Genomic DNA, 20,289 nt, shown 5'->3' with positions numbered 1-20,289 from the left:
CTCCATGCGGCGCATCACAGCTGGGAGGCAGGGACTGGGAATCCCACGAAAGAGCGTTGCGGCCGATCCCCGCTGGTCGCGGATAGTGGTGCTGCTGACCTGCGGAAGCAAGGTCGTGCTGTCCCCGGCGTTCTTTCCTGTCGCGGACCATACCCGGCCGGTCGGTGTCACGGCGATGTCAGGAGCGGTCGGGGCGGGCAGCTGGCGTCACCGGTTGCAACCCGAACACCTCACACCGACCGAAATCGCGACACCGGTCGTTGGCTCTCGGTGGGCTGGTCCAACTGCGCGCAGCAAGCCGGGGCTTCCATGCGGTCGACGAACGCTCCGACCCTGCCACCGTGTACGGCTACGACACCGAGGGCAGCTGACGTCGATCGACCCGCGCGACCCGCTGGGCACGATCACGATCACCTACGACGGGGTCAGCCGCATCGCCACCGACGGCAACACCACCCGCTACGGCTACGACGCGCTGAACCGGCTGATCGAAGCCACCACCACCGATCCCGTGTTCCGCGTCTGGGTTCGTGACGGAAACCGGGATGGAAAACTCCCCACCAACGGCAGGCCCGTGAGGGCCACCGGAGGTGGATCATGGCAGAGCAGCAGGGCGCGGGGAAGGTCGTCCGGTCGCGCAGGTCGCGCGCGAGCTGGGCATCGCCGAGTCCGGCCTGCGCCGCTGGCTGGACCGCCACGACATCGACCACGGCCGCAAGGAGGGCGTGACCTCCGGCGAGCGCGAGGAGCTGTCGCGGCTGCGCCGCGAGAACCGCGTGCTGAAGATGGAGCGCGATCTGGTCTCTCGAGCCGCGGCCTTCTTCGCCAGCGAGAACGTCCTTCCCCGGCCGTGAGGGACGCGTTCATCGAGCGAGAGAAGGCTGATTTCCCGGTCTGCTTCGCCGGTCGTGTGGACGTGTCACCGTCCGGCTTCTACGAGTGGCGGACCCGCCAGCAACAGCCCTCGCAGCGTGCGCATACAAGGCCGCGCTACGCCGTCCGGGATGTCCGCGGCTACACGCCCGCCAACGGCGCGACCGTCGCGGCGTACACCCGGTACCGCGCCGGGCTCGGCGGCCTCAGCCGGTACGTCTCCTCCGGCACGCTCCCGACGGTCGCGCGCGGCACCACACTCCTCGAGGCGGGCCTCAGCCTGCTCGACGCGTACGCCGACGGCCGGAACGCCTAGACCCGCAACGGTCACCTGTCGAGCGGCGAGCGGGCGCTCGTGACCGCCGGGGCGGTGGCGAACTCGGCGGGGCGGTCGGCCGCGCAGATCGGCGGGACGTACGTCGTCGGCGGCGCTGCGGCCGGTGCCTGCGCGGCGACCGGCATCGGCACGGTCGTCGCGGCGGGGTGCGCGGCCGTCGGCGGTACGGTCGGCGGGTGCGTCGGCGGCAAGCTCTACGACGATGCCTCATGGGCCGCCGACAGGGTCGATACCTTCCTCGGAGGGCTGTTCTGATGCCGGCCAGGACGGAGACAGCGCAGGTGGACGTGGGCTTCGACCGGTCCGCGCTCGTGCGGCTCTGGGTCGTGACGGCGGTGGCGGTCCTCGGCGGGATCGGCATGCTCCTGGCCGAGTACGTCTTCCTCGGGGTCGAGGTCCCGCCGTGGCTGCGGATCACCCTCGGCGTGCTCGCCGTCGTGATGGGCCTGTGGTTCGGCTACGCGGCGTTCGAACGCGCGCGGTCAGACGACCCCGCGATCCGCCTCGACGGTGACACGGTGCTGTTCCACGTGAACCCCGGCCGCCGCATCGTCCTGCGCCGCGACGAGATCCGCGGCGTGGGGCGGGTCCGGGATATGACGCAGGCACCGCAGCGGGCGATCCTCGGCGACCGCGTCTTCGAGGTGGCGACGACGCGGGCCGAGGGGCTGAGGGCGTCGTCGATCCTCGTCGGCAGCCGGTTCGTCGCCGAGGACCTTGCCGCGGTGCGGGAGCGGTTGGCGGCGGCGCTCGGCTCGAGCCGATGGCCGGGTCAGTCAGTCGCCGGCCACCCGGAGGAACTCGGCCCGTGAGGGCCCGGTAGCTGACGCCGAGCTTGGGCTAAAAGCCGGTGTAGACCGTCAATTCTGCGGTTCTCGTGGCTGGGAGGCAGGGGATCGAACCCTGAACACCGACTCCAAAGGACGGCGTGTTGCCAGTTACACCACCTCCCAAGGACACGGGCCGGTCGCGCCGGCCCGCCCGGACGAGGCTACCGGGCGGGCGCTCCACGCACCCGCCCGACGCGGACGGCAAACGCCGTGGCGTCCTGCCCGCCGACGCGCCAGACAAGCGATCGGTCAAGAACCGCTGATGATCTCGGGGCCGCCCGCGGGTGAGCGGGCGACCTCCACGCGGTCGAAGCGGTGCGCAACCGCGGCAGCGAGACGCCGCGCGTGTTGGGGGTCCCCGGCGACACCCAACACGGTGGGTCCCGAACCGCTCATGACCGCGCCCAACGCCCCGGCGTCGAGCAGCGACTCCTTGGCGTCGCGCAGCTGCGGGCGGAGGCGGAACGCTGCCTGCTCCAGGTCGTTGTGCAGCGCTGCACCCAGCGCCTCGGTGTCCTGGGCGCGGAGCGCCTGCAGGACGGCGTCCGGTTCCACCGCGCTCGGCGCCGCGACCCGGTCCCACATCCGGTAGACCTCGGCGGTGGACAGCGGCTGGTCGCTGATCCCAACGGCCCAGTGGAGCGCGCTGCGGCACAGGACCTGTGCGGTCGCGGTCCCGGTCCCGGTCGCCAACGCGGTGCCTCCCCCGACACAGAAGGGAACGTCGGCGCCGACCTCCGCCGCGACGCTTCGCATCTCTGCGCGGCTTAGCTGGGCATCCCACAACTCGTTCAACGCCACCAGCGTGGCGGCGGCGTCGGCCGACCCGCCTGCCATCCCGGCCCCCACCGGGATGCGTTTGGCGAGCTCGATCCGCGTGACCGGGGCGCCTGGCTCAGCACGGACGCGGTCGTGGTCATCGGTCGCCGGACCGCGGCGCACCAGGGCGTCGGCGAGCGCCCGCGCCGCCCGGACGGCGAGGTTGGAGGCGTCTCGCGGCACGTCGATCCCGGCGTCGTGCTCGATCGTGACATCCAGCATCCGTCGGGCCGCCGGGTGGTAGCACGCAACCCGCGGTCCTTCGAACCGCACCGAGACCACGTCGTGGATCCCGATGGTGTGCATGACCGAGACGATGTCGTGCATCCCGTCGGGCCGGGGCCCGCGTACGGCGAGGAACAGGTTGACCTTGGCGGGGACCCGCACCCGCACGGTCGGCGCCGGCAGCGGACGTTCGCTCATGATCCGCTCCCCGCCGTGAGGTGATCGGCGAGGTGACCTGCGAGGCGGCGGAACGCGGCGGCGTCGAGCTCCTCGGCACGCGCCCCCGGGTCGATGCCGGCCGCCTCCAGGGCCTGCTCCACCGCGGGCGTCGGGCCCCGCGCCCGTAGCGCGTTCCGTAGCGTCTTGCGCCGCTGGGCGAACGCCGCCTCGACCACCGAGGCGACCACACGGTGCTCGGCCGGGTCGGGCACCGGGAGGCGGCGGACGATGCGGACCGTAACGCTGTCGACCTTGGGGACCGGGTAGAAGACGGTCGGCGGGACGCGTGCGACCACCTCGACGTCCGCGACCAGCTGCAGCTTCACGCTGACCGCGCCGTACGGCGCATCACCGACCTGGGCAGCCCACCGTTCTCCGACCTCGCGTTGGACCATCACGAACAGGTCGGTGATCGCCCGACCGTCGAGCGCGTGGAACACCACCGGCGTCGCGATGTTGTACGGCAGGTTCGCGACCAGGCGGGCGGGCTCCCCATCCACCAGAGCGTCGAGGTCGACCCGGAGCGCATCGGCGTGAACGATCTCGACGTGGTCGCGGTCGCCGACCACGTCGCGGAGCGCGGACACCAGGCCGGCGTCGACCTCCACCGCCACGATCCGGTGGGCGACCTCGGACAGCGCCAACGTCAACGACCCCAGTCCGGCCCCGACCTCCACGACGACGTCGCCAGCGGTGACACCCGCATCGCGGACGACCTTGCGGACGGTGTTGGGGTCGACGACGAAGTTCTGGCCGGCGGCCTTCCGGGGCGCGAGCCCGTGCTCGTCCAGCAACCGGCGGATGTCCGCCGGCGTCAGCAGCGGCGCCTCCCGCCCTGTGGCCACAGCTCGAGGCTAGAGCGGGTGGCACGGCGCCCAGCAACCGGCGCCTGCGAGACGGCCCTCACAGCGCGAACGCGCGGCGGGCGTTGGTCACCGTGGCTGCTGCCACCTCCTCCAGGTCACGGCCGTGCACCCGCGCCAAGCACGCCGCCACCAACGGGACCATCGCCGGCTCGTTGGGCTCACCGCGGTGTGGGTGGGGTGTGAGGTACGGGCTGTCGGTCTCGGTCAGCAACCGATCCAGCGGGGTGGCGGCGGCGGCTTCCCGCAGGGCGGGCGCGTTGGCGAAGGTGACGTTCCCCGCGAACGACAGGAAGTACCCGTCTGCGGCGCAGCGCTCGGCGAGATCGGCGTCACCCGAGAAGCAGTGCAGCACGACCCGCGCGGGCGGCCCCTCGTCTTCCAGGATGCCGAGGGTGTCGTCCCACGCGTCGCGGCAGTGGATCACGAGCGTCTTGTCGACCGTTTTGGCCAGGTCGATGTGGCGCCGGAACGCCCACTGCTGGCGCTCCGCAGGGGCCCAGTCGCGGTAGTAGTCCAGACCGGATTCGCCGATCCCCACAACACGTGGCTGGGTGGCGAGCCGCTGGATGCACTCCATGACGTGCGGGGTTGCTTCCATGGTGTCGTTGGGGTGCACTCCGACGGTCGCCCAGACCTCGTCGTGGCGAGCGGCGGTCTGCACCGCCTCGGTCGAAGACGCCAGGTCGGTCCCGACCGTGACGAGCGCTGTGACGCCTCGCGCGCGGGCGCGCTCGACCTGCTCAGCGGACCGCAGCTGTTCGTGGTGATCGAGATGGCAGTGGGTGTCGACGTACTCCGGCACGGTGAGGGTCCCGTCCGCGGGCCGCCGTCTTGGACAGCCCGATGTCGTAGGCCGCGACCGTATCAAGGTGGGTGGCCCGACCGCTGCGATCGGACAGTCCTTGGGCGGCGTCCCGTTCGTCAGCACCGAGTGACCGAACAGACACCGCCGGTAGGCTCGCCGGTGTGAGCACCACCACCGCGCCCCGCCGCGCGCCGCGGCCCATCCTCGTCGCGGTCGCCTGGCCCTACGCCAACGGGTTGCAGCACCTGGGACACATCGCCGGCGCCTACCTCCCCGCCGACATCTTCGCCCGCTACCACCGTGTCGCCGGCAACCGGGTGCTGATGGTCTCGGGCAGTGACGCCCACGGGACCCCGATCACGGTGAAGGCCGATCAGGAAGGCGTCGACCCGGTCGGGATCGTCAACCGCTACCACCCCAAGTTCCTGGAGCAGTGGGACCGGCTGGGGATCTCCTTCGACACGTTCACCACCACCATGACCGACAATCACCGCGCGGTGGTGCACGAGGTGTTCAACATCCTCGGCGACAACGGCTACATCACCCGTGGCAGCAGCGACCAGTTCTTCGACCCGCAGGCCAAGCGCTTCCTCCCCGACCGCTACGTGGAAGGCACCTGTCCCCACTGCGGCTACGCCTCGGCCCGTGGCGACCAGTGCGACCAGTGCGGACGCACTCTCGACCCGCAGGATCTGATCGAGCCACGCAGCAGGCTGACGGGTGCCACCCCGGTCTCCCGCGAGAGCGAGCACTACTTCCTCCAGCTGGCGCAACTCGAGCAGCCCCTGCTGGAGTGGCTCCAGACCCGGGAGGGATGGCGTGCCCACGTCCTGAACTGGTCGATCCAGTTTGTCCGCGACGGCCTCCGCGACCGCGCCATCACCCGCGACCTGACCTGGGGCGTTCCCCTGCCGGCGGGCACCGACCTGGACGGTGACAAGCGGATCTACGTCTGGTTCGAGGCGGTGATCGGGTACCTGTCCGCGTCGCGGGAATGGGCGCACGAGCGCGGCGAACCCGACGCCTGGAAGGACTTCTGGCAGGGTCCCGACGCGGCCTCCTACTACTTCATCGGGAAGGACAACATCCCGTTCCACACGGTGGTCTGGCCGGCGATGCTGATCGGCTGCGGCGGCTTGAACCTGCCCACCGACGTGCCCGCCAACCAGTACGTCACGTTCCGGGGCGCGAAGGCCTCCAAGAGCCGCGGGGTGGGTCGGTCGGCGCTGGCGTACCTCGATCAGTTCGAACCCGACGCCCTGCGCTACGCCCTGGCCGCCAACCTGCCCGAACAGCAGGACACCGACCTGACCGACGACGAGATCGTGCGTCGCATCAACGACGAGCTGGTCGCCACCTGGGGGAACCTCGTCCACCGGGTGCTGACCATGACGTCGCGGAACTTCGGCGATCAGGTCCCGCAGCCGGGGGACCTCGACGACGACGATGCCGCGCTCCTCGACCACGTCGAGGCCGCCCTCGAAGACGAGGCCATCCTCCTGGAGCGGGTGGAGCTACGGGCGGGGTTGCGGGCCGCGATGCGCGCCGCGCAGGAAACCAACGCCTACCTCAACCGCAAGGAGCCGTGGCGCACCGCCAACACCGATCGACAACGCACGGCCACCACGCTGTTCGTCGCGCTCAATGCCATCAACGGCTTGAAGGTGGCTCTGTACCCCTACCTCCCGTTCACCTCGACCGAGCTGCACGCGATGCTGGGTCAGCCCGCAACGATCCAGGACGGCGGATGGCGGCGGGTGGCGCTGTACCCGGGAACACCGCTGTCGCCGCGGGGCCCGCTGTACCGCAAGGTCGACGCCGCCGAGGTGGAAGGGAACGACGAGGCCGGCGCCGCCGCGGGCTGACCACGTGGACGCGGCGGTCGCCGTGGGCGTACCCTCGGCCGCCGCTCACCGAACGTGGCCGACATGCCCAGACCGACGGAGCCACGCCCATGAAGACCGGCATCCACCGCAAGGTCGACGACCTCGGCCGGGTCGTCATCCCCGCCGGGATCCGGCGCTCGCTGAACATCCGCGAGGGTGACGCCATGGAGGTGCACGTCGAGGGCGAGCACGTGATCCTGTCCAAGCCGACCGACCAGTGCGTGTTCTGCCGCTCGGAGCAAGGGCTGCGACCGTTCCGCGGGAAGAACGTGTGCCGAGCCTGCATCGCGGCGGTCGGGGTGCTCGCGGAGGGCGTGCCCAGCGCCCAGCCTGAGCCGGCACCGCCGGGCGCGTTCGACGCCGCCCGCGATCACGCGGCGCCTCCCGCGTCGACCACCGCCTGGTAGACCTCCCGCTTCGGCACGCGGGCTTCGGCGGCGACCTCGGCGATCGCGGCCTTCTTCGACACGCCCACGGCCACCCGGCGTGCCACGTCCTCGGCGAGCTCCTCGGCGCTGCGCGCAGCGACCGGCTCGGCCGGCGCCCCGCCAACGACCAGCGTGGCCTCGCCGCGCACCCCCACGCGGGCCAGCCCGAGCAGTTCGGCCAGCGGGGCGCGGACCACCTCCTCGTGGAGCTTGGTGAGCTCCCGGCACAGGGCCCCCGGCCGGTCGTCGCCGAGAGCCGAGACCAGGTCGGCGAGGTCGGCAGCTGCCCGGTGCGGTGACAGGTACAGCACCATCGTCCTGGGCTCGTCGGCCAGTTCCGCCAGCCGGTCGGCACGCGCCCCGCCCCGCCGTGGCAGGAAACCCTCGAACGTGAACCGGTCGGTGGGTAGCCCCGACACGACCAGCGCGTGCAGCAGCGCCGACGGCCCGGGCACAGCCTCCACGGCGAGTCCCGCGTCGATGCAGGCGCGCACCAGCCGGTAGCCCGGGTCGGAGACGGCCGGGGTACCGGCGTCGGTCACCAGCGCCACGGTCGCCCCGGCGCGGATGCGGTCGACCAGCTGCGGGAGGCGCTGCTCCTCGTTGTGGTCGTGGTAGGACAGCTGCGCGACGTCCGCCCCGACGTGCGCCAGCAACCTGCCCGTGCGTCGGGTGTCCTCGGCCGCGACCAGGTCGGCACCGCGCAGGACGTCGGCGGCTCGTGGGGAGAGGTCGCCGAGGTTGCCGATGGGGGTCGCGACCACCACCAGCCGGCCGCCTGCCGCCGCCCGCGGGGATCCCACGCCCCGACGGTAGCCACCGGTACGCTCCCCCGCCGTGCACCGCAGCCGCATCGTCGCCGTCGTGGTCCCCGTCCTGCTGGTCGTGGCGGCGTTGACCGTCCGCGTCATCCTGCTGGGCCACCCCGACCGGATCATCTTCGACGAGACCTACTACGTCGAAGACGCCCGCTCCTACCTCGACCAAGGTGTGGAGGACGGCTTCGCCGTGCACCCGCCGGTCGGCAAGTGGCTGATCGCGGCGGGGATCGCGGCCGCTGGTGACGCCCCCTTCGGCTGGCGCATCTCCACCGCGGTCGCCGGCACGTTGCTGGTGCTGTTGACCTACCTGATCGGCCTGCGGCTGCTGCGGTGGCGGGGCGCCGCGGCGCTGGCCGGTCTGCTGGCGGCCGTCGACGGGCTGCTGTTCGTGCAGTCGCGCACGTCGATGCTCGACATCTTCCTGGCGATGTTCGTCGCGCTCGGCGCGTGGCTGCTCCTGGTGGATCGCGACCGCAGCGGCCTCGCACGCGGCCGCGACGGTCGAGCCATGCGGACCGTGGGCGATCGCCCCGTCCCCGCTGGCGGGAGCGTGGACGAGCCGCCAGCGGACGACCGCACGGTCGCGGCGGGGTGGGCGACGACCGTCGCCTCAGACCGGTCGACCGCCGGCGGCCAGACGGCCGCCCAGCAGCCACCGTCCGACGTCGCGCACCTGCCGCGCCGCGGCCACCTGTTCCGGGTCGCGGCCGGCGCCGCGCTCGGCCTGGCCGTGGCGACGAAGTGGTCGGCCGTCCTTGCTCTGGCCGCCGGCGTGCTGGTCACCGCGGGATGGGAGCTGGCTTGGCGGCGGCGGCTCACCGGGCGGTCGACGACGGCGCTGGGGCGCCTGGTCGCATCGCTTGCGGTGGCGTTCGTGCTGGTCCCTGCCGGGGTGTACGTGGCGTCCTACGTGCCGTGGCTGATCAACTACGAGCACACCACCGAGGGGAGGGACGTCTGTCGGGGCGAGCGACCGTGCCAGGTTTCGATCCCTGGGCGCCTCGCCGGGCTGTGGCGCTACCAGCTCGCGATCGCAAATTTCCACACCGACCTGGATGCCGAACACCCCTACCGTGCGTCGGCCTACACCTGGCCGGTGATCGGCCGACCGATGGTCTACTACTGGGAGAACTGCGACCGGCAGCGCGCCGCAGGGATCGCCACCCGCACCGACGAGGGTGAACTGGTCGAACCCGACCCGTGCCGGGTCGCCCCCGGCAACGCCGGGGAGATTATCGCGCTGGGCAACCCGGGGCTGTGGTGGGTGGCCCTGGGCGCGTTGCTGCCGCTGACCGCCGGCGCCGCTCGCCGCGACGGGCGGGCGTGGTTCGTGGTGGCGTTCTGGGGCGCGCAGTTCCTGCCGTGGCTGGTGGTGAGCCTGCCTGGCGTGCCGTTCAGCCGACCGTTGTTCTTCTTCTACATGACCCCGATCGTGCCGTTCTTGGCGCTGGCCGTCGCCTACGGCCTGGTGTGGCTCGACGAGACGGTCGAGCGGGTCGCCGCCCGCCGGACGGGGACGCTGCCGCGCACGTCGGTCACGCCGGGAGCCGTGGTCGGGGGGTTGGTGGGACTCGTGGCGGTCGCCCTGTTCGTCTACTTCTACCCGGTGCTGGCCGGCGTCGAGCTACCCGAGGCGGCCGTCCGCCAGCGGTGGTGGTTCGACGCGTGGATCTGACCGGCTGACCGTGGCTCAGGCGGCGTCGGCCGTGGCCCGCGCCCTGGCCGCCCGCACCGCCGGCGAGGACCCGACCGCCAGGCGCAGCGCCGTCATCGTGGCGCGGGTCTGAGCGATCGCGGCCGCGGCGACGACACGCCCCATGGGCACGCCCAGCAGACGTCGCTCGGCGGGTGCGACCGTCGCGAGGGCGCCCGCGAGCACGGGCAGGTACGCCGCCTTGACCGGCGGGTCGAACGCCGGCCACAACAGGAACCGCAGCGCCTCGCGGCTCTGGTCGGTGACGGCCAGCTCCGGCCGGTAGGCGGCGAACCGGTTGTGGAGCGCATCGACCGACGTCGGCAGCGTGCCGTCGTCGACCATGGGAAGCCGGATCTCGCCGCGTCGCAACGCGTCCGGCCGGGCCGAGACCGCGTCGAGGTCGACGCGGGGATCGAGCAACGCCGCCGCTCGCGCCTGCTCCGCCACGAACGCGTCGGCGCTGGATCGCTCGACCGGGTGCCGGGCGTAGACCCGGTCGGTGGCGAGAAAGCTCGACATCATGGTGACCCCGACCCAGCCGAGCAGGTGCGGGTCGTCGGCGCGGTAGGCGCGCCCGTCGGGCGCCGTGCCGGTGACACTCCGGTGCACCCGGCGCACCGCCCGAGCGGCCTGCAGCACCTCACCGGTGGACCCGAACGTGGTCACGGTCACGTACGCCGACGTGCGCTGCAGCCGCCCCAGTGGATCCTCGCGGAAGCGGGAGTGGTCGGCGACCCCCGCCATCGCCAGCGGGTGCAGTAGCTGCAACAGGAGCGCACGCAGCCCACCGACGATCGCAGCCGGATCGGCGATGACCCGCCACGACGCCGATCCGGGCCCGAACAGGCCAGGGTCGCCCGGGGCGGCGGCGGGGTCGAACGTCGGACCACCGAAGACGCGGTGCAGCCCGACCCGGACCGCGTGGCCAAGCAGTGGCACGCCGCGCGGCGCGAGGCAGCCGACCAGGCGGAGCGGCGACAGCACGGGAGGGATGACGGGCACACCACGATGGTGCACGACATCCGCGGTCGGCGCGACCGGCGCGATACCGGCGTCGCACCCCGACCGGGGGAGCTCACGGGCACAGCAACGGGGTCGTGACCGACGCTTCGTTGCTGTTGGCAGAGATCCACCCGCCGGCCGTCGTCCGCACGACGTAGAAGTAGGTGGTGTTCGTCGCCACCGCCGTGTCGGTGTAGGTGGTCACCGCTGCACCGCTGACGCGACCGACCTCGCTGTACGGACCGCCGGACGTCGTCGCGCGCAGCGCGACGTACCCGTCTGCCGCCGTGGATCAACGGTCCCCGACCACAAGGACTACGGTTCGCGCCCCGATGGACCGCGGAAGGTAGCCATGACGTCCACGCCCGCACCCGACGCGGAACAACCGGCGACATCCGCCCCGCGCCGCGCCTGGCTGCTGACACGGCCCGCCTGGGGGAAGTTGCTGCTCGGGTTCGCCGCGGCCGCGGTGGTCCCCGCCGCGCTCGCGACGACCGTCACAGCCCGCGGCCCGACGCCGCCGCTCTCCCTGCTGCTGGGTGCCGGCCTGGTGATCTCGGTGGCCACCACCGGCGCCGTCTACGTGGTCGTCCGGTGGGACCTGGACCTGCCGGCGCGTGTCGCGGTGCTGGCGGTGGCGTACAACGCGCTGGTGGTCGCAGCCAAGTTCGGCCTCGCCCCGTGGGGGCTGTACGAGCTGAGCCAACGGACGACGCTCGAGTCGTTCTTCCCCATCGAGCGGGTGGACGGCGCGGTGCTGACCGCGGCGACGGTCCTGGCGCTGTACGCAGGCGTGTACATGCTGATCTACCTGCGGGCACGTCGCCGGCTGGGGAAGGATCTCCTGCGACGCCCGGCGCAGCGGTTGACACGACGCCAGAAGACGATCCTGATCGCCGCCGTGATCCTGGGCTCCACCGGTTCAGGTGTCGGGGTGGCCCTGCTCATCCCCGTCCTGGCTGGGGGTAGCTACCTGGGGTGGGTGTTCTCGTCGGCAGCGTCCCTGGCCGTCGCGGTGGTCCTGGGTGGCGCGACGGCACTGGCTGTGGGCGCCGTGGGGTCAGCCGCCGACCGGGCGCGTGTGGTGGGTGACGCTGCCGTCCTCGTCAGCTTCTTCTGGCTCGGTATCTACGTGCTGGTGCTCTACCACGTGCTGTGGGTCGTCTACGTGCTGGTCCTCACCGCACTGTGGCCACTGAAGGTGGTGATCCCCAAGTGATCGCCCGGTACGCACGACTGTGTCTGGACATGCTGCGCTACCGCGTCGCGGCGATGATCTGGACCTTCCTGCTGCTGGGGGCCGCATCGTTCGACGGGCTGGCGGCCCTCGATGCGCGGTACGCGTGGGCGGCGTTGGCCCTGGCCGGGAGCTACGTTGCCGCCACGACCGTCAACGACATCGCCGACCGCGACATCGACCTCGTCAACCATCCACGCGACCGCGGCAGGCCCCTGGTCGCCGGCACCGCCACGGTCGGCGACCTGGTGGCGGTCCACGCCGTCGGGGCGACGGTGGCGCTGCTGTCCGCAGGTGTCGTGGGTCGCGCCGCGTCGGCCATCGTGGTGGCGTCGCTGCTGGTGGGCTACGTGTACTCGCTGGGCCCGATCCGCCTGTCGTACCGGACCTACCTGGCGCCGCTGGCCCTGGGGGTCGCGTACGTGGCGATGCCGTTCTCGCTCGGGCTGGTGGTGGCGGGCGGGGACGGGATCCGTGGCGACGTGGCGCTCCTCGCCGCGGCCCTGTACGCGTTGTTCGTCGCTCGCATCACCCTCAAGGACTTCCGCGACCGGGAGGGCGACGCCCGGTACGGCAAACCAACGTTGCTGCTGCGCTTCGGGAAGTCCGCGACGTGCGTCGTCAGCTTCGCGGCGCTCGTGGCCGGCAACGTGATGCTGGTCCTGGCGCTCCGCCCCGCGTTACTGTTCGGGATCCTCCTCGAAGGTTTCGTCGCCGCGATCGCGGCGATGCTGCACACGTTGTGGCGCGCCAGCGATGCCCGGTCCGAGCAGGTCGCGATCGGCCTCGGAGCGCAGCTGGGCAACGGCTTGCTGCTGCTGGTGCTGGGGTGGCTCGCGCTGGGCGGACGGGGGGCGACCGAGGCGGAACGCGGCGTCTTCGCCGCCACGATCACGGTCCTCTTCGCCAGCAACTGGCTGGTGTTGAGGGCACGACCGGATGAGGCCGTGATCGGCTACAAGGGTTGACGCTGGCCCTGAGCTCGCGAGGTCACCGCAACGAGTCGAGGTACTGAGCGATCTTGTGGGCGTGTTCCTCGGACACGCCCAGGTCCGGCATGTCGGTGCTGGGATCGTGTCGCTGCGGCTCAACGATCCAACGGGTGGTGTTGTCGATGGTGTTGGGCATGTCACGCTGCCCCGCCACCCACACCCGCCAGTGATATTTGGTCAGCGGGGGACCGACGAGACCGTTGGCGCCCCGCACCCCGGGGATGGCGTGACAGGTGCCGCAGCCGTACTCGGTGATCAGCTCACGGCCCTCCTGCAACGTCTCATCCTCGGCGCCGACAGCCTGGCAGCTGGCCAGCACGCCGCCCAGCACCGCAACGCCCGCCACCACCCGGATCAGTACTCCCCGCATGGCCCCCTCACGGTTCGACGAGTGCATCACGCCTGTCCTGACTCGCGGGCCCACGAGCATCGCGTCTCGGGTCGCCGTGGGTCAAGATCCTGCGGATCACGTCGGACAGTCGACCACCCTGCCATCGTCCGCGCCAGACCGCCACGTCCTGAAGGGTCGACCGACGCCACCTGATCGGTCGGTCGCGAGTTGGTTGCTGTGACAGCCGACTGCACTACCGTTCGCGCCCGTAGGTTCTTCACGCCAGGCGAGGTGCGGACGGCGATGCGGATCTCACGGGAACGGATCGACGCCGTCATATTCGACATGGATGGCGTGGTGACCGAGTCCACGGGCCTGCACACCGCCGCGTGGAAGCGCACGTTCGACGGGTACCTGCGCGAGGTCGCCGAGCGGCGCGGACAGCCCTTCCAACCGTTCACCGACGAGGATTACCTGCGCTACGTCGATGGCAAGCCGCGCTACGACGGTGTGGCCAGTTTCCTGGAGGCGCGCGACATCCAGCTGCCGTACGGCGACCCGGACGATCCCCCCGAGCGCGAGACCGTGTGCGGCGTCGGCAACCGCAAGAACCGGGCGTTCCTGGAGCTGCTGCGCGACCACGGCGCCCAGCGGTATGACTCCACCGTCGAGCTGATCCGCGGGTTGCACCGGGCAGGGGTGCGTACCGCTGTGATCTCGTCGAGCCGCAACGCCACGCAGGTGCTGGATTCGGCGGGCGTCCGCGAGCTGTTCGAGGTGCAGGTCGACGGGACCGACGCGATGCGGCTGGACCTAGCCGGCAAACCGGACCCCGCAATCTTCCTGGAGGCTGCTCGGCGCCTGGGCGTCGAACCTGGCCGCGCCGCCGTGGTGGAGGACGCTCAGGCCGGCGTGAAGGCGGGGAGCCGGGGCGGGTTCGCGCTCGTGATCGGGGTGGACCGTGCCGACCAGCGGACCGATCTGGAGGCGCACGGGGCGGACGTGGTGGTTGACGACCTGCAGGAGGTGGGCGTGGTTCCAGACGAGGACGAGCGGGTGGCGATCGGCGAGCTACCGCTGGCGGTCGACCGTCCTGAAGACGTGGAGGCGGCACTGGAGGGCCGCGAACCGGCGGTGTTCCTGGACTACGACGGGACGCTCACCCCGATCGTGGAGGACGCCGCGGACGCCACGTTGCAGGACGAGACCCGGGCGGCGATCCGGCGGCTGGCGCACCGCTGCTTCGTGGCGGTGGTCAGTGGCCGCGACCTGGACGACGTCCGAAGCATGGTGGGCTTGGACGAGCTCCACTACGCGGGCAGCCACGGTTTCGAGATCCTGACCCCCCACGGTGAGCGCCACGAGCACGGGCGCGAGTTCCTCCCGGCACTCGAAGCCGCCGAGCAGGATCTGCGCGGGCGTTTGAGCAGCATCGACGGCGCGGTCGTCGAGCGCAAGCGTTTCGCGGTCGCGGTGCACTACCGGCGGGTGTCCGACGAGCACGTGGACCAGGTCGAGGCGGCGGTCGACGCGGTCGTCACCGACCAGTCGCAGCTGCGCAAGGCCGGGGGCAAGCGCATCTTCGAGCTGCGACCGGACATGGATTGGGACAAGGGCCGCGCTCTGCGGTGGCTGCTGGATGAACTCGACCTCGACCGCGACGACGTGGTCCCGTTGTACGTCGGCGACGACGTCACCGACGAGGACGCCTTCCGGGAGCTGCGGGACCGCGGGCTGGCGCTGGTGGTCCGCGGCGAGGACGACCAGCGCCCGACCGCCGCGGACTACGCGCTGCGGGATCCCGGGGAGGTCCGCACCTTCCTGCAGCAGCTGGTCGACCGGCTCGAGGACGCCCAGTGAGCCGGTGGAGCCTGGTCTACGACCGGTTCGACCCTGGCAAGGAGTCAACACGGGAGGCGTTGTGCACGCTGGGCAACGGCTACTTCGCCACCCGCGGCGCGGCACCCGAGGCGCGCGCGGACGATGTGCACTACCCGGGGACCTACGCGGCCGGGATCTACAACCGGCTGACGTCCGAGGTGGCTGGCCGGACCATCGAGAACGAAAGCATCGTCAACCAACCCAACTGGCTGTCGGTCACCTTCCGCATCGATGACGGGGACTGGTTCGACCTGCGCGATGTCGAGCTGCTGTCCTTCCGCCAGGAGCTCGACATGCGCCGCGCGGTCCTCGTCCGGACCGTCAAGTTCCGCGACGACGCTGGCCGCGAGACGACCCTGTCGCAGCGGCGGTTGGTGCACATGCGCAACCCGCACGTGGCGGGCCTCGAGTCGACGTTCGTGCCCGGCAACTGGTCGGGGACGCTGACCGTGCGCTCGGGCCTCGACGGTCGGGTCCGCAACACCGGAGTGGAGCGCTACCGGCAGCTCGCCGACCGCCACCTCGACGTCGTCGCGATGGACCAGGTGGGCGACGAGATCGTGCAGCTGCTGGTCCAGACCAACCAGTCGCGCATCTACGTCGCCGAGGCGGCACGCAACCGGATGTGGTCCTCCGACGGGGCGCCGGCGGCCGACCGGCAGGTGGTGACAGAACCCGACGGCTACATCGGTCACGAGTTGAAGGTGGACCTGCAGCCGGGCCAGTCGGTGACCCTGGAGAAGGTCGTGGCGCTGTTCACCTCGCGCGACCGTGCCATCTCGGAACCGGCTCTCGAAGCGCGCAAGTGGGCGCAGCGCGCAGGTGACTTCACAACGCTCCTCGACGCCCATGTGCTTGCGTGGGACCACCTGTGGGACCGGTTCGCCATCGCGATGGACAACGGCGAGGAACGCGCTCAGCGCATCCTGCACCTGCACGTGTTCCACCTACTGCAGACGGTGTCACCGCACATCATCGACCTGGACGCGGGCGCCCCCGCGCGTGGCCTCCACGGCGAGGCCTACCGGGGCCACATCTTCTGGGACGAGCTGTTCGTGTTCCCGTTCCTCAGCCTGCGCCTGCCGGCACTGACCCGGGCGCTGCTGCGGTACCGCCACCGGCGCCTGCCCGAGGCGCGTTGGTCGGCGAAGCGGGCGGGCTACGACGGCGCGATGTTCCCGTGGACCAGCGGGAGCAGCGGCCGGGAGGAAGCCCAACGCCTGCATCTGAACCCTCGGTCGGGGCGATGGGTGCCCGACCCCACGCGCCTGCAGCGGCACATCAACATCGCGGTCGCCTACAACGCCTGGCAGTACTGGGAGGTCACGGGGGACCTCGAGTTCCTGCGCTTCTGCGGCGCTGAGCTGATCATCGAGATCGCGCGCCTGCTCGCCAGCCTGGCGACCTACAACCACGGACTCGACCGCTTCGAGATCCGGGGCGTGATGGGCCCCGACGAGTTCCACGAGGGTTATCCCGACCGTGACGAGCCGGGCATCGACAACAACGCCTACACCAACGTGATGACGGTGTGGGTGCTGCTGCGGGCCATGGAGCTGTTGGAGATCCTCGCCCCGCCGCACGCATCGGAGATGCGCGAGAACCTCGATCTCCGACGGGAGGAGGTCGACCACTGGGAGGAGATCTCGCGGAAGATGAAGATCCCGTTCCATGGCGACCGGATCATCAGCCAGTTCGAAGGCTACGAGAAGTTGCAGGAGTTCGACCGCGAGGCTTACCTCGAGCGATACGGCGACATCCAGCGCGTGGACCGGATCCTCGAGGCCGAGGGCGACACCGCCAACCGCTACCAGGTCTCGAAGCAGGCGGACGTGCTGATGCTGTTCTTCCTGTTGTCCGAACAGAACTTGAGTGAGCTCTTCGATCGGTTGGACTACCCCTTCGACGATGATCTGATCCGTCGGAACGTCGAGTACTACCTGCGACGCACGACGCACGGCTCGACGCTGAGCCGCGTGGTGCACTCGTGGGTCCTCGCCCGCCGCGACCGGGCGCGGTCATGGGATCTCTTCCTCGAGGCGCTCGACAGCGACATCTCGGATATTCAGGGCGGCACAACTGCCGAGGGCATCCACCTGGGGGCGATGGCCGGGACGGTCGACCTGGCCCAGCGGGCGTACGGCGGGTTCGTGACGCGCGAGGAAGCGTTGTGGTTCGACCCGGCCCTGCCCAAGGAGCTGGCGCGGCTGGCGTTCACGCTGCACTACCGCGGTCACCGCCTGGAGGTGACGATCACCCCCGAGCGGCTGCGGGTCGCCAGTCGCCAGACCGGCGCGACTGCCATCCCCATCGGGATCAACGGTGAACTCCACGACCTGGAGGCCGGCACCGTCCTGCAGTTCGACCTGTAGCACGGTGGACCGCTCGGGGCGGAGAGGCCATGATGTGGCCATGGCATCGGATTGCTCTCGCTGTGGCTCGGGCACCGAGTACGTGCGCGCCCGGTTCGATATCCCCGTCCCCGCCGGTCGTGTGCTCGCCGAGGAGGTTCCGTCGCTGCGCTGCAAGGCGTGTGGGTTCACCGTCCCCGCAGAGCACGTCCGGCCACAGCTGGAAGCCGTCATCGAACTGGCGCAGGACGTCGAAGGCGCCACGGTCCGCAAGGACTTCACCGCCGTGCCGCTCCGGCAGGACGAGACGAGCGCGTGACGCGACGTGATCGTGGCCGTGGACACGTCGTTCACGATCGCGCAGACGGTGGCGCCGGCGCGGCCGGGCGTGGGCAAGGGTTGCTGACCGGGGTCCGGGTGGTGGACCTGTCCCGGGTCCTGGCCGGTCCGTTCGCCGCACAGGTCCTGGCCGAGATGGGCGCGGACGTGATCAAGGTCGAGCACCCCTCCGGTGACCCAGCTCGGGGGATCGGCCCGTACGTCGACGGACGGTCGCTGTACTTCTCGGCGCTCAACACCGGGAAGCGCGGCGTGGTCCTGGACCTCGCAGACACATCGGGCCGGGCAGCGCTGGACGCGTTGCTGGCGACCGCGGACATCGTGGTCGAAAATTTCCGTCCCGACGCGGCACGAGGCCTCGGCTGCGACCCTGGCACCCTGCACCAGGCCCACCCCAACCTGACCGTGGTCACCGTCTCGGGGTACGCGCGCGACTCCGAGCGTGCGTCGTCCCCGGCGCTCGATCTGACCGTCCAGGCGGAGAGCGGGATCATGTCCGTCACCGGGGAACCCGGCAGACCGCCGGTGCGTGCCGGCGTGCCCGTCGGCGACCTGGCGGCCGGACTGTGGGGTGCGCTGGGTGCGACCGCCGGGTACGCGGCTCGACTTCGCGACGGTCGCGGCCGTCACGTCGAGGTGCCGCTCCTGGATGCGGCGATGACGCTGCTGTCCTACGTCGCGACGGCCGCTGCCGCCACCGGCGACGAACCGGCGCAGGTCGGTTCCGGGCACCACTCGGTCGTGCCGTACGGGGCCTACCCCACAGCGGACGGATGGATCACCGTCGCCGTCATCGGCGACAAGTTCTGGCCGCTGCTGTGTCGAGCGCTCGATCTGGACAGCCTCGCCAGCCGCGAGGACCTGCGCAGCAACGAGCAGCGGGCTGCCGCACGTCAGCAGGTCGACGAAGCGGTCGCACGCCAGCTCGCGACCCTGACCAACGACGAGGCCCTGAGCCGCCTCCAAGCGGTCGGCGTACCGAGCGCACCGGTGAACACCGTCCTCGCAGCGTTGGACGCTCCCTACGTCCGCGACCGCGGGCTCGTGGCCGACGTCGCGATGGGCGGCGCCTCGTACCGGGTCGTGCAGGGCTCCTTGCGCGCCGGCGGACCGCCGCGACCGGCTCCGGAGCTCGGTGAGCACACTGGCGAGGTCATGACCGAGGTCCTCGGCGAAGGCTCAGCCCTCCTCGCCGATCTGCTCGTGCGGACCTGCCGACGCTGAACGGCCGGATCTCGACGACAGGGCCTGCTCGTCGAGATCGCCCTTCGTGCGTCCCATGATCGCGGCGACCTCACGCTCGGCCCACGTCGCGTCCGCGAGGTCGTCACTGCTTCCCGCGGGGGCGCTCCCCGTCGTTCGCGTCGAAGGTGCGCCTGACCCCGTCATCGCGCATGCGTGCACGGTGAACGAACCGGTCTCGCACGTGCCCCCGATCGGCGAGGGTCTCGTACGCCGCGAGCACGTCTTCGACACCGATCGCGAGCAACCCCGGATCGGTGCGACGGCCATGGGGATCTCCGCGCCGCCCCGCCCACAACGCGATGTGCTCGGTGCGTTCGGGGGGTGGTCCCCACTCGCTCGGCGGGACCGGTCCGAACAGCACCACGGACGGTGTGCGGAACGCCGTGGCGAGGTGCTGCACCCCCGTGTCGCCCGTGACCACCGCACGGGCGTGGCCGACCAGGGCCGCGAACTCCCGCAGGTCGACGCGCCCCGCCAGCACCCGATCGTCGGACAGGCCGGCTTCTGCGGCCACGCGTTCGGCGGTGGGACGCTCGTCATCGTCGCCGGTGATCACGACATCCGGGAGCGCGCGGGCGACGGCGGCGAACCGTGCAGGAACCCATCGGCGTGCAGGCGCCTTGGCGCCCACGTGGACGACCGTGACGCCCCGCGCCACATCAGCGTGCGGGATCGGGACGTCCAGATCTGTGGGGTCGCACGCGATGCCGTGCTCTTGCAACAAGCGACACCAACGGTGCACCTCGTGTTCGTCGGCGCGCCACTCGACCCCGCTGGCGTCGAATGCGATCAGTCGGCCGGGCTCGACGTCCGCCACGATCTGCGTGCTCTGCGGTCCACGCCCGTGGAGGTTGACCGCGACGTCGAAGCGGCCCGTGACGGATCCCCGCTCCGGGGTGACGCGGAGGCGGTCGACGGCGTCGATGAGGTCGACCAGCGGCGCGAGCCAACTTGGGGTGGCGAGCACGAGGTCGCGATCGGGGAAAGCGCGGCGCAGTCCGCGAAGCGCTGGGACGGCGGTGAAGAGGTCTCCGAGACCCAGCGTTCGGTAGGCGAGGACGGCTCCCGTCACGGTGCCCCCGCCGGACAGCCGTCGCCGGCACCAG

20 protein-coding genes, 1 tRNA gene and 1 pseudogene are annotated in these 20,289 nt (G+C 71.3%); 14 read left to right on the top strand and 8 right to left on the bottom strand.

Annotation, left to right across the window (positions count from 1 at the left end; genetic code table 11):
- Positions 1–4: 4 nt before the first annotated feature.
- The 5 genes and pseudogenes from KY462_04515 (at position 5) to KY462_04495 (ending at position 2,022) form a co-directional block, all read left to right on the top strand.
- Positions 5–508, top strand: a pseudogene (locus KY462_04515) (RHS repeat protein).
- Between the two features lie 82 nt (positions 509–590).
- Entirely contained in the window at positions 591–854 is a 264-nt protein-coding gene (locus KY462_04510) for a transposase (GenBank protein MBW3576996.1), read from the top strand.
- Positions 851–1,189, top strand: a complete 339-nt coding sequence (locus KY462_04505; protein ID MBW3576995.1) for a hypothetical protein — start codon at positions 851–853, stop codon at positions 1,187–1,189. Before KY462_04510 ends, KY462_04505 begins: the two co-directional genes overlap by 4 nt.
- 39 nt (positions 1,190–1,228) lie before the next feature.
- Positions 1,229–1,465 (top strand): hypothetical protein, encoded by a 237-nt coding sequence (locus KY462_04500; protein ID MBW3576994.1) that lies wholly within the window; start codon positions 1,229–1,231, stop codon positions 1,463–1,465.
- On the top strand, positions 1,465–2,022 hold the full coding sequence (locus KY462_04495) for a hypothetical protein (GenBank protein ID MBW3576993.1): 558 nt from the start codon (positions 1,465–1,467) through the stop codon (positions 2,020–2,022). Before KY462_04500 ends, KY462_04495 begins: the two co-directional genes overlap by 1 nt.
- Positions 2,023–2,088: 66 nt before the next feature.
- On the opposite strand, the gene KY462_04490 is transcribed toward KY462_04495, so the two are convergent.
- The 4 genes from KY462_04490 to KY462_04475 form a co-directional block, all read right to left on the bottom strand.
- Positions 2,089–2,163: transfer RNA gene (locus KY462_04490), tRNA-Gln, on the bottom strand.
- Positions 2,164–2,289: 126 nt separating this feature from the next.
- Positions 2,290–3,282 carry a 4-(cytidine 5'-diphospho)-2-C-methyl-D-erythritol kinase gene (locus KY462_04485; GenBank protein ID MBW3576992.1) on the bottom strand — a complete coding sequence of 331 codons (993 nt, stop codon included), beginning with the start codon at positions 3,280–3,282 and terminating at the stop codon, positions 2,290–2,292.
- On the bottom strand, positions 3,279–4,148 hold the full coding sequence (gene rsmA, locus KY462_04480; GenBank protein ID MBW3576991.1) for a 16S rRNA (adenine(1518)-N(6)/adenine(1519)-N(6))-dimethyltransferase RsmA: 870 nt from the start codon (positions 4,146–4,148) through the stop codon (positions 3,279–3,281). Before rsmA ends, KY462_04485 begins: the two co-directional genes overlap by 4 nt.
- A 58-nt stretch (positions 4,149–4,206) precedes the next feature.
- Entirely contained in the window at positions 4,207–5,034 is an 828-nt protein-coding gene (locus tag KY462_04475; protein MBW3576990.1) for a TatD family hydrolase, read from the bottom strand.
- A gap of 101 nt (positions 5,035–5,135) precedes the next feature.
- Here KY462_04475 and metG point away from each other — a divergent pair, with 101 nt between their 5' ends.
- Entirely contained in the window at positions 5,136–6,839 is a 1,704-nt protein-coding gene (metG, locus tag KY462_04470) for a methionine--tRNA ligase (protein MBW3576989.1), read from the top strand.
- A gap of 89 nt (positions 6,840–6,928) precedes the next feature.
- A complete protein-coding gene (locus KY462_04465; GenBank protein MBW3576988.1) occupies positions 6,929–7,267 on the top strand; it encodes an AbrB/MazE/SpoVT family DNA-binding domain-containing protein in 339 nt (112 codons plus the stop codon).
- Here KY462_04465 and rsmI read toward each other — a convergent pair.
- The gene (rsmI, locus tag KY462_04460) at positions 7,231–8,142 is read right to left on the bottom strand and encodes a 16S rRNA (cytidine(1402)-2'-O)-methyltransferase (protein ID MBW3576987.1); all 912 of its coding nucleotides are present in this window, start codon (positions 8,140–8,142) and stop codon (positions 7,231–7,233) included. The two genes, KY462_04465 and rsmI, sit on opposite strands and share 37 nt — an antisense overlap.
- Between rsmI and KY462_04455 the strand changes: the two genes are divergently transcribed.
- Positions 8,126–9,784 carry a phospholipid carrier-dependent glycosyltransferase gene (locus KY462_04455; GenBank protein ID MBW3576986.1) on the top strand — a complete coding sequence of 553 codons (1,659 nt, stop codon included), beginning with the start codon at positions 8,126–8,128 and terminating at the stop codon, positions 9,782–9,784. The genes rsmI and KY462_04455 overlap by 17 nt on opposite strands.
- Positions 9,785–9,799: 15 nt before the next feature.
- Here the strand turns inward: KY462_04455 and KY462_04450 are convergent, their stop codons facing one another.
- Complete coding sequence (locus KY462_04450; protein ID MBW3576985.1) at positions 9,800–10,807, bottom strand: DUF2236 domain-containing protein; 1,008 nt, start codon at positions 10,805–10,807, stop codon at positions 9,800–9,802.
- A 352-nt stretch (positions 10,808–11,159) separates the two neighbouring features.
- On the opposite strand from KY462_04450, the gene KY462_04445 reads away from it, so the two are divergent.
- A complete protein-coding gene (locus tag KY462_04445; protein ID MBW3576984.1) occupies positions 11,160–12,026 on the top strand; it encodes a hypothetical protein in 867 nt (288 codons plus the stop codon).
- Positions 12,023–13,012, top strand: a complete 990-nt coding sequence (locus tag KY462_04440; GenBank protein ID MBW3576983.1) for a UbiA family prenyltransferase — start codon at positions 12,023–12,025, stop codon at positions 13,010–13,012. The genes KY462_04445 and KY462_04440 overlap by 4 nt, the downstream gene beginning before the upstream one ends.
- Positions 13,013–13,034: 22 nt before the next feature.
- On the opposite strand, the gene KY462_04435 is transcribed toward KY462_04440, so the two are convergent.
- Entirely contained in the window at positions 13,035–13,433 is a 399-nt protein-coding gene (locus KY462_04435) for a c-type cytochrome (GenBank protein MBW3576982.1), read from the bottom strand.
- 237 nt (positions 13,434–13,670) lie between these two features.
- On the opposite strand from KY462_04435, the gene otsB reads away from it, so the two are divergent.
- The 4 genes from otsB to KY462_04415 all read left to right on the top strand — a co-directional run bounded on the left by otsB (position 13,671) and on the right by KY462_04415 (position 19,162).
- Complete coding sequence (gene otsB, locus KY462_04430) at positions 13,671–15,227, top strand: trehalose-phosphatase (protein MBW3576981.1); 1,557 nt, start codon at positions 13,671–13,673, stop codon at positions 15,225–15,227.
- Complete coding sequence (locus tag KY462_04425; GenBank protein MBW3576980.1) at positions 15,224–17,620, top strand: glycoside hydrolase family 65 protein; 2,397 nt, start codon at positions 15,224–15,226, stop codon at positions 17,618–17,620. The genes otsB and KY462_04425 overlap by 4 nt, the downstream gene beginning before the upstream one ends.
- An 82-nt stretch (positions 17,621–17,702) precedes the next feature.
- Positions 17,703–17,918, top strand: coding sequence for a hypothetical protein (locus KY462_04420; protein ID MBW3576979.1), 216 nt, complete (start codon positions 17,703–17,705; stop codon positions 17,916–17,918).
- Positions 17,915–19,162, top strand: coding sequence for a CoA transferase (locus KY462_04415; protein MBW3576978.1), 1,248 nt, complete (start codon positions 17,915–17,917; stop codon positions 19,160–19,162). The genes KY462_04420 and KY462_04415 overlap by 4 nt, the downstream gene beginning before the upstream one ends.
- Before the next feature lie 103 nt (positions 19,163–19,265).
- Here the strand turns inward: KY462_04415 and KY462_04410 are convergent, their stop codons facing one another.
- The gene (locus KY462_04410; protein MBW3576977.1) at positions 19,266–20,255 is read right to left on the bottom strand and encodes a glycosyltransferase family 9 protein; all 990 of its coding nucleotides are present in this window, start codon (positions 20,253–20,255) and stop codon (positions 19,266–19,268) included.
- Positions 20,256–20,289 lie beyond the last annotated feature (34 nt).

The sequence above is a fragment of the Actinomycetota bacterium genome (assembly GCA_019347675.1).
In the GTDB taxonomy this organism is placed as follows: Bacteria; Actinomycetota; Nitriliruptoria; order Nitriliruptorales; family JAHWKO01; genus JAHWKW01.
Note: the sequence above shows the minus strand (reverse complement) of the source record. Positions and strands in the feature narration are given on the sequence as shown.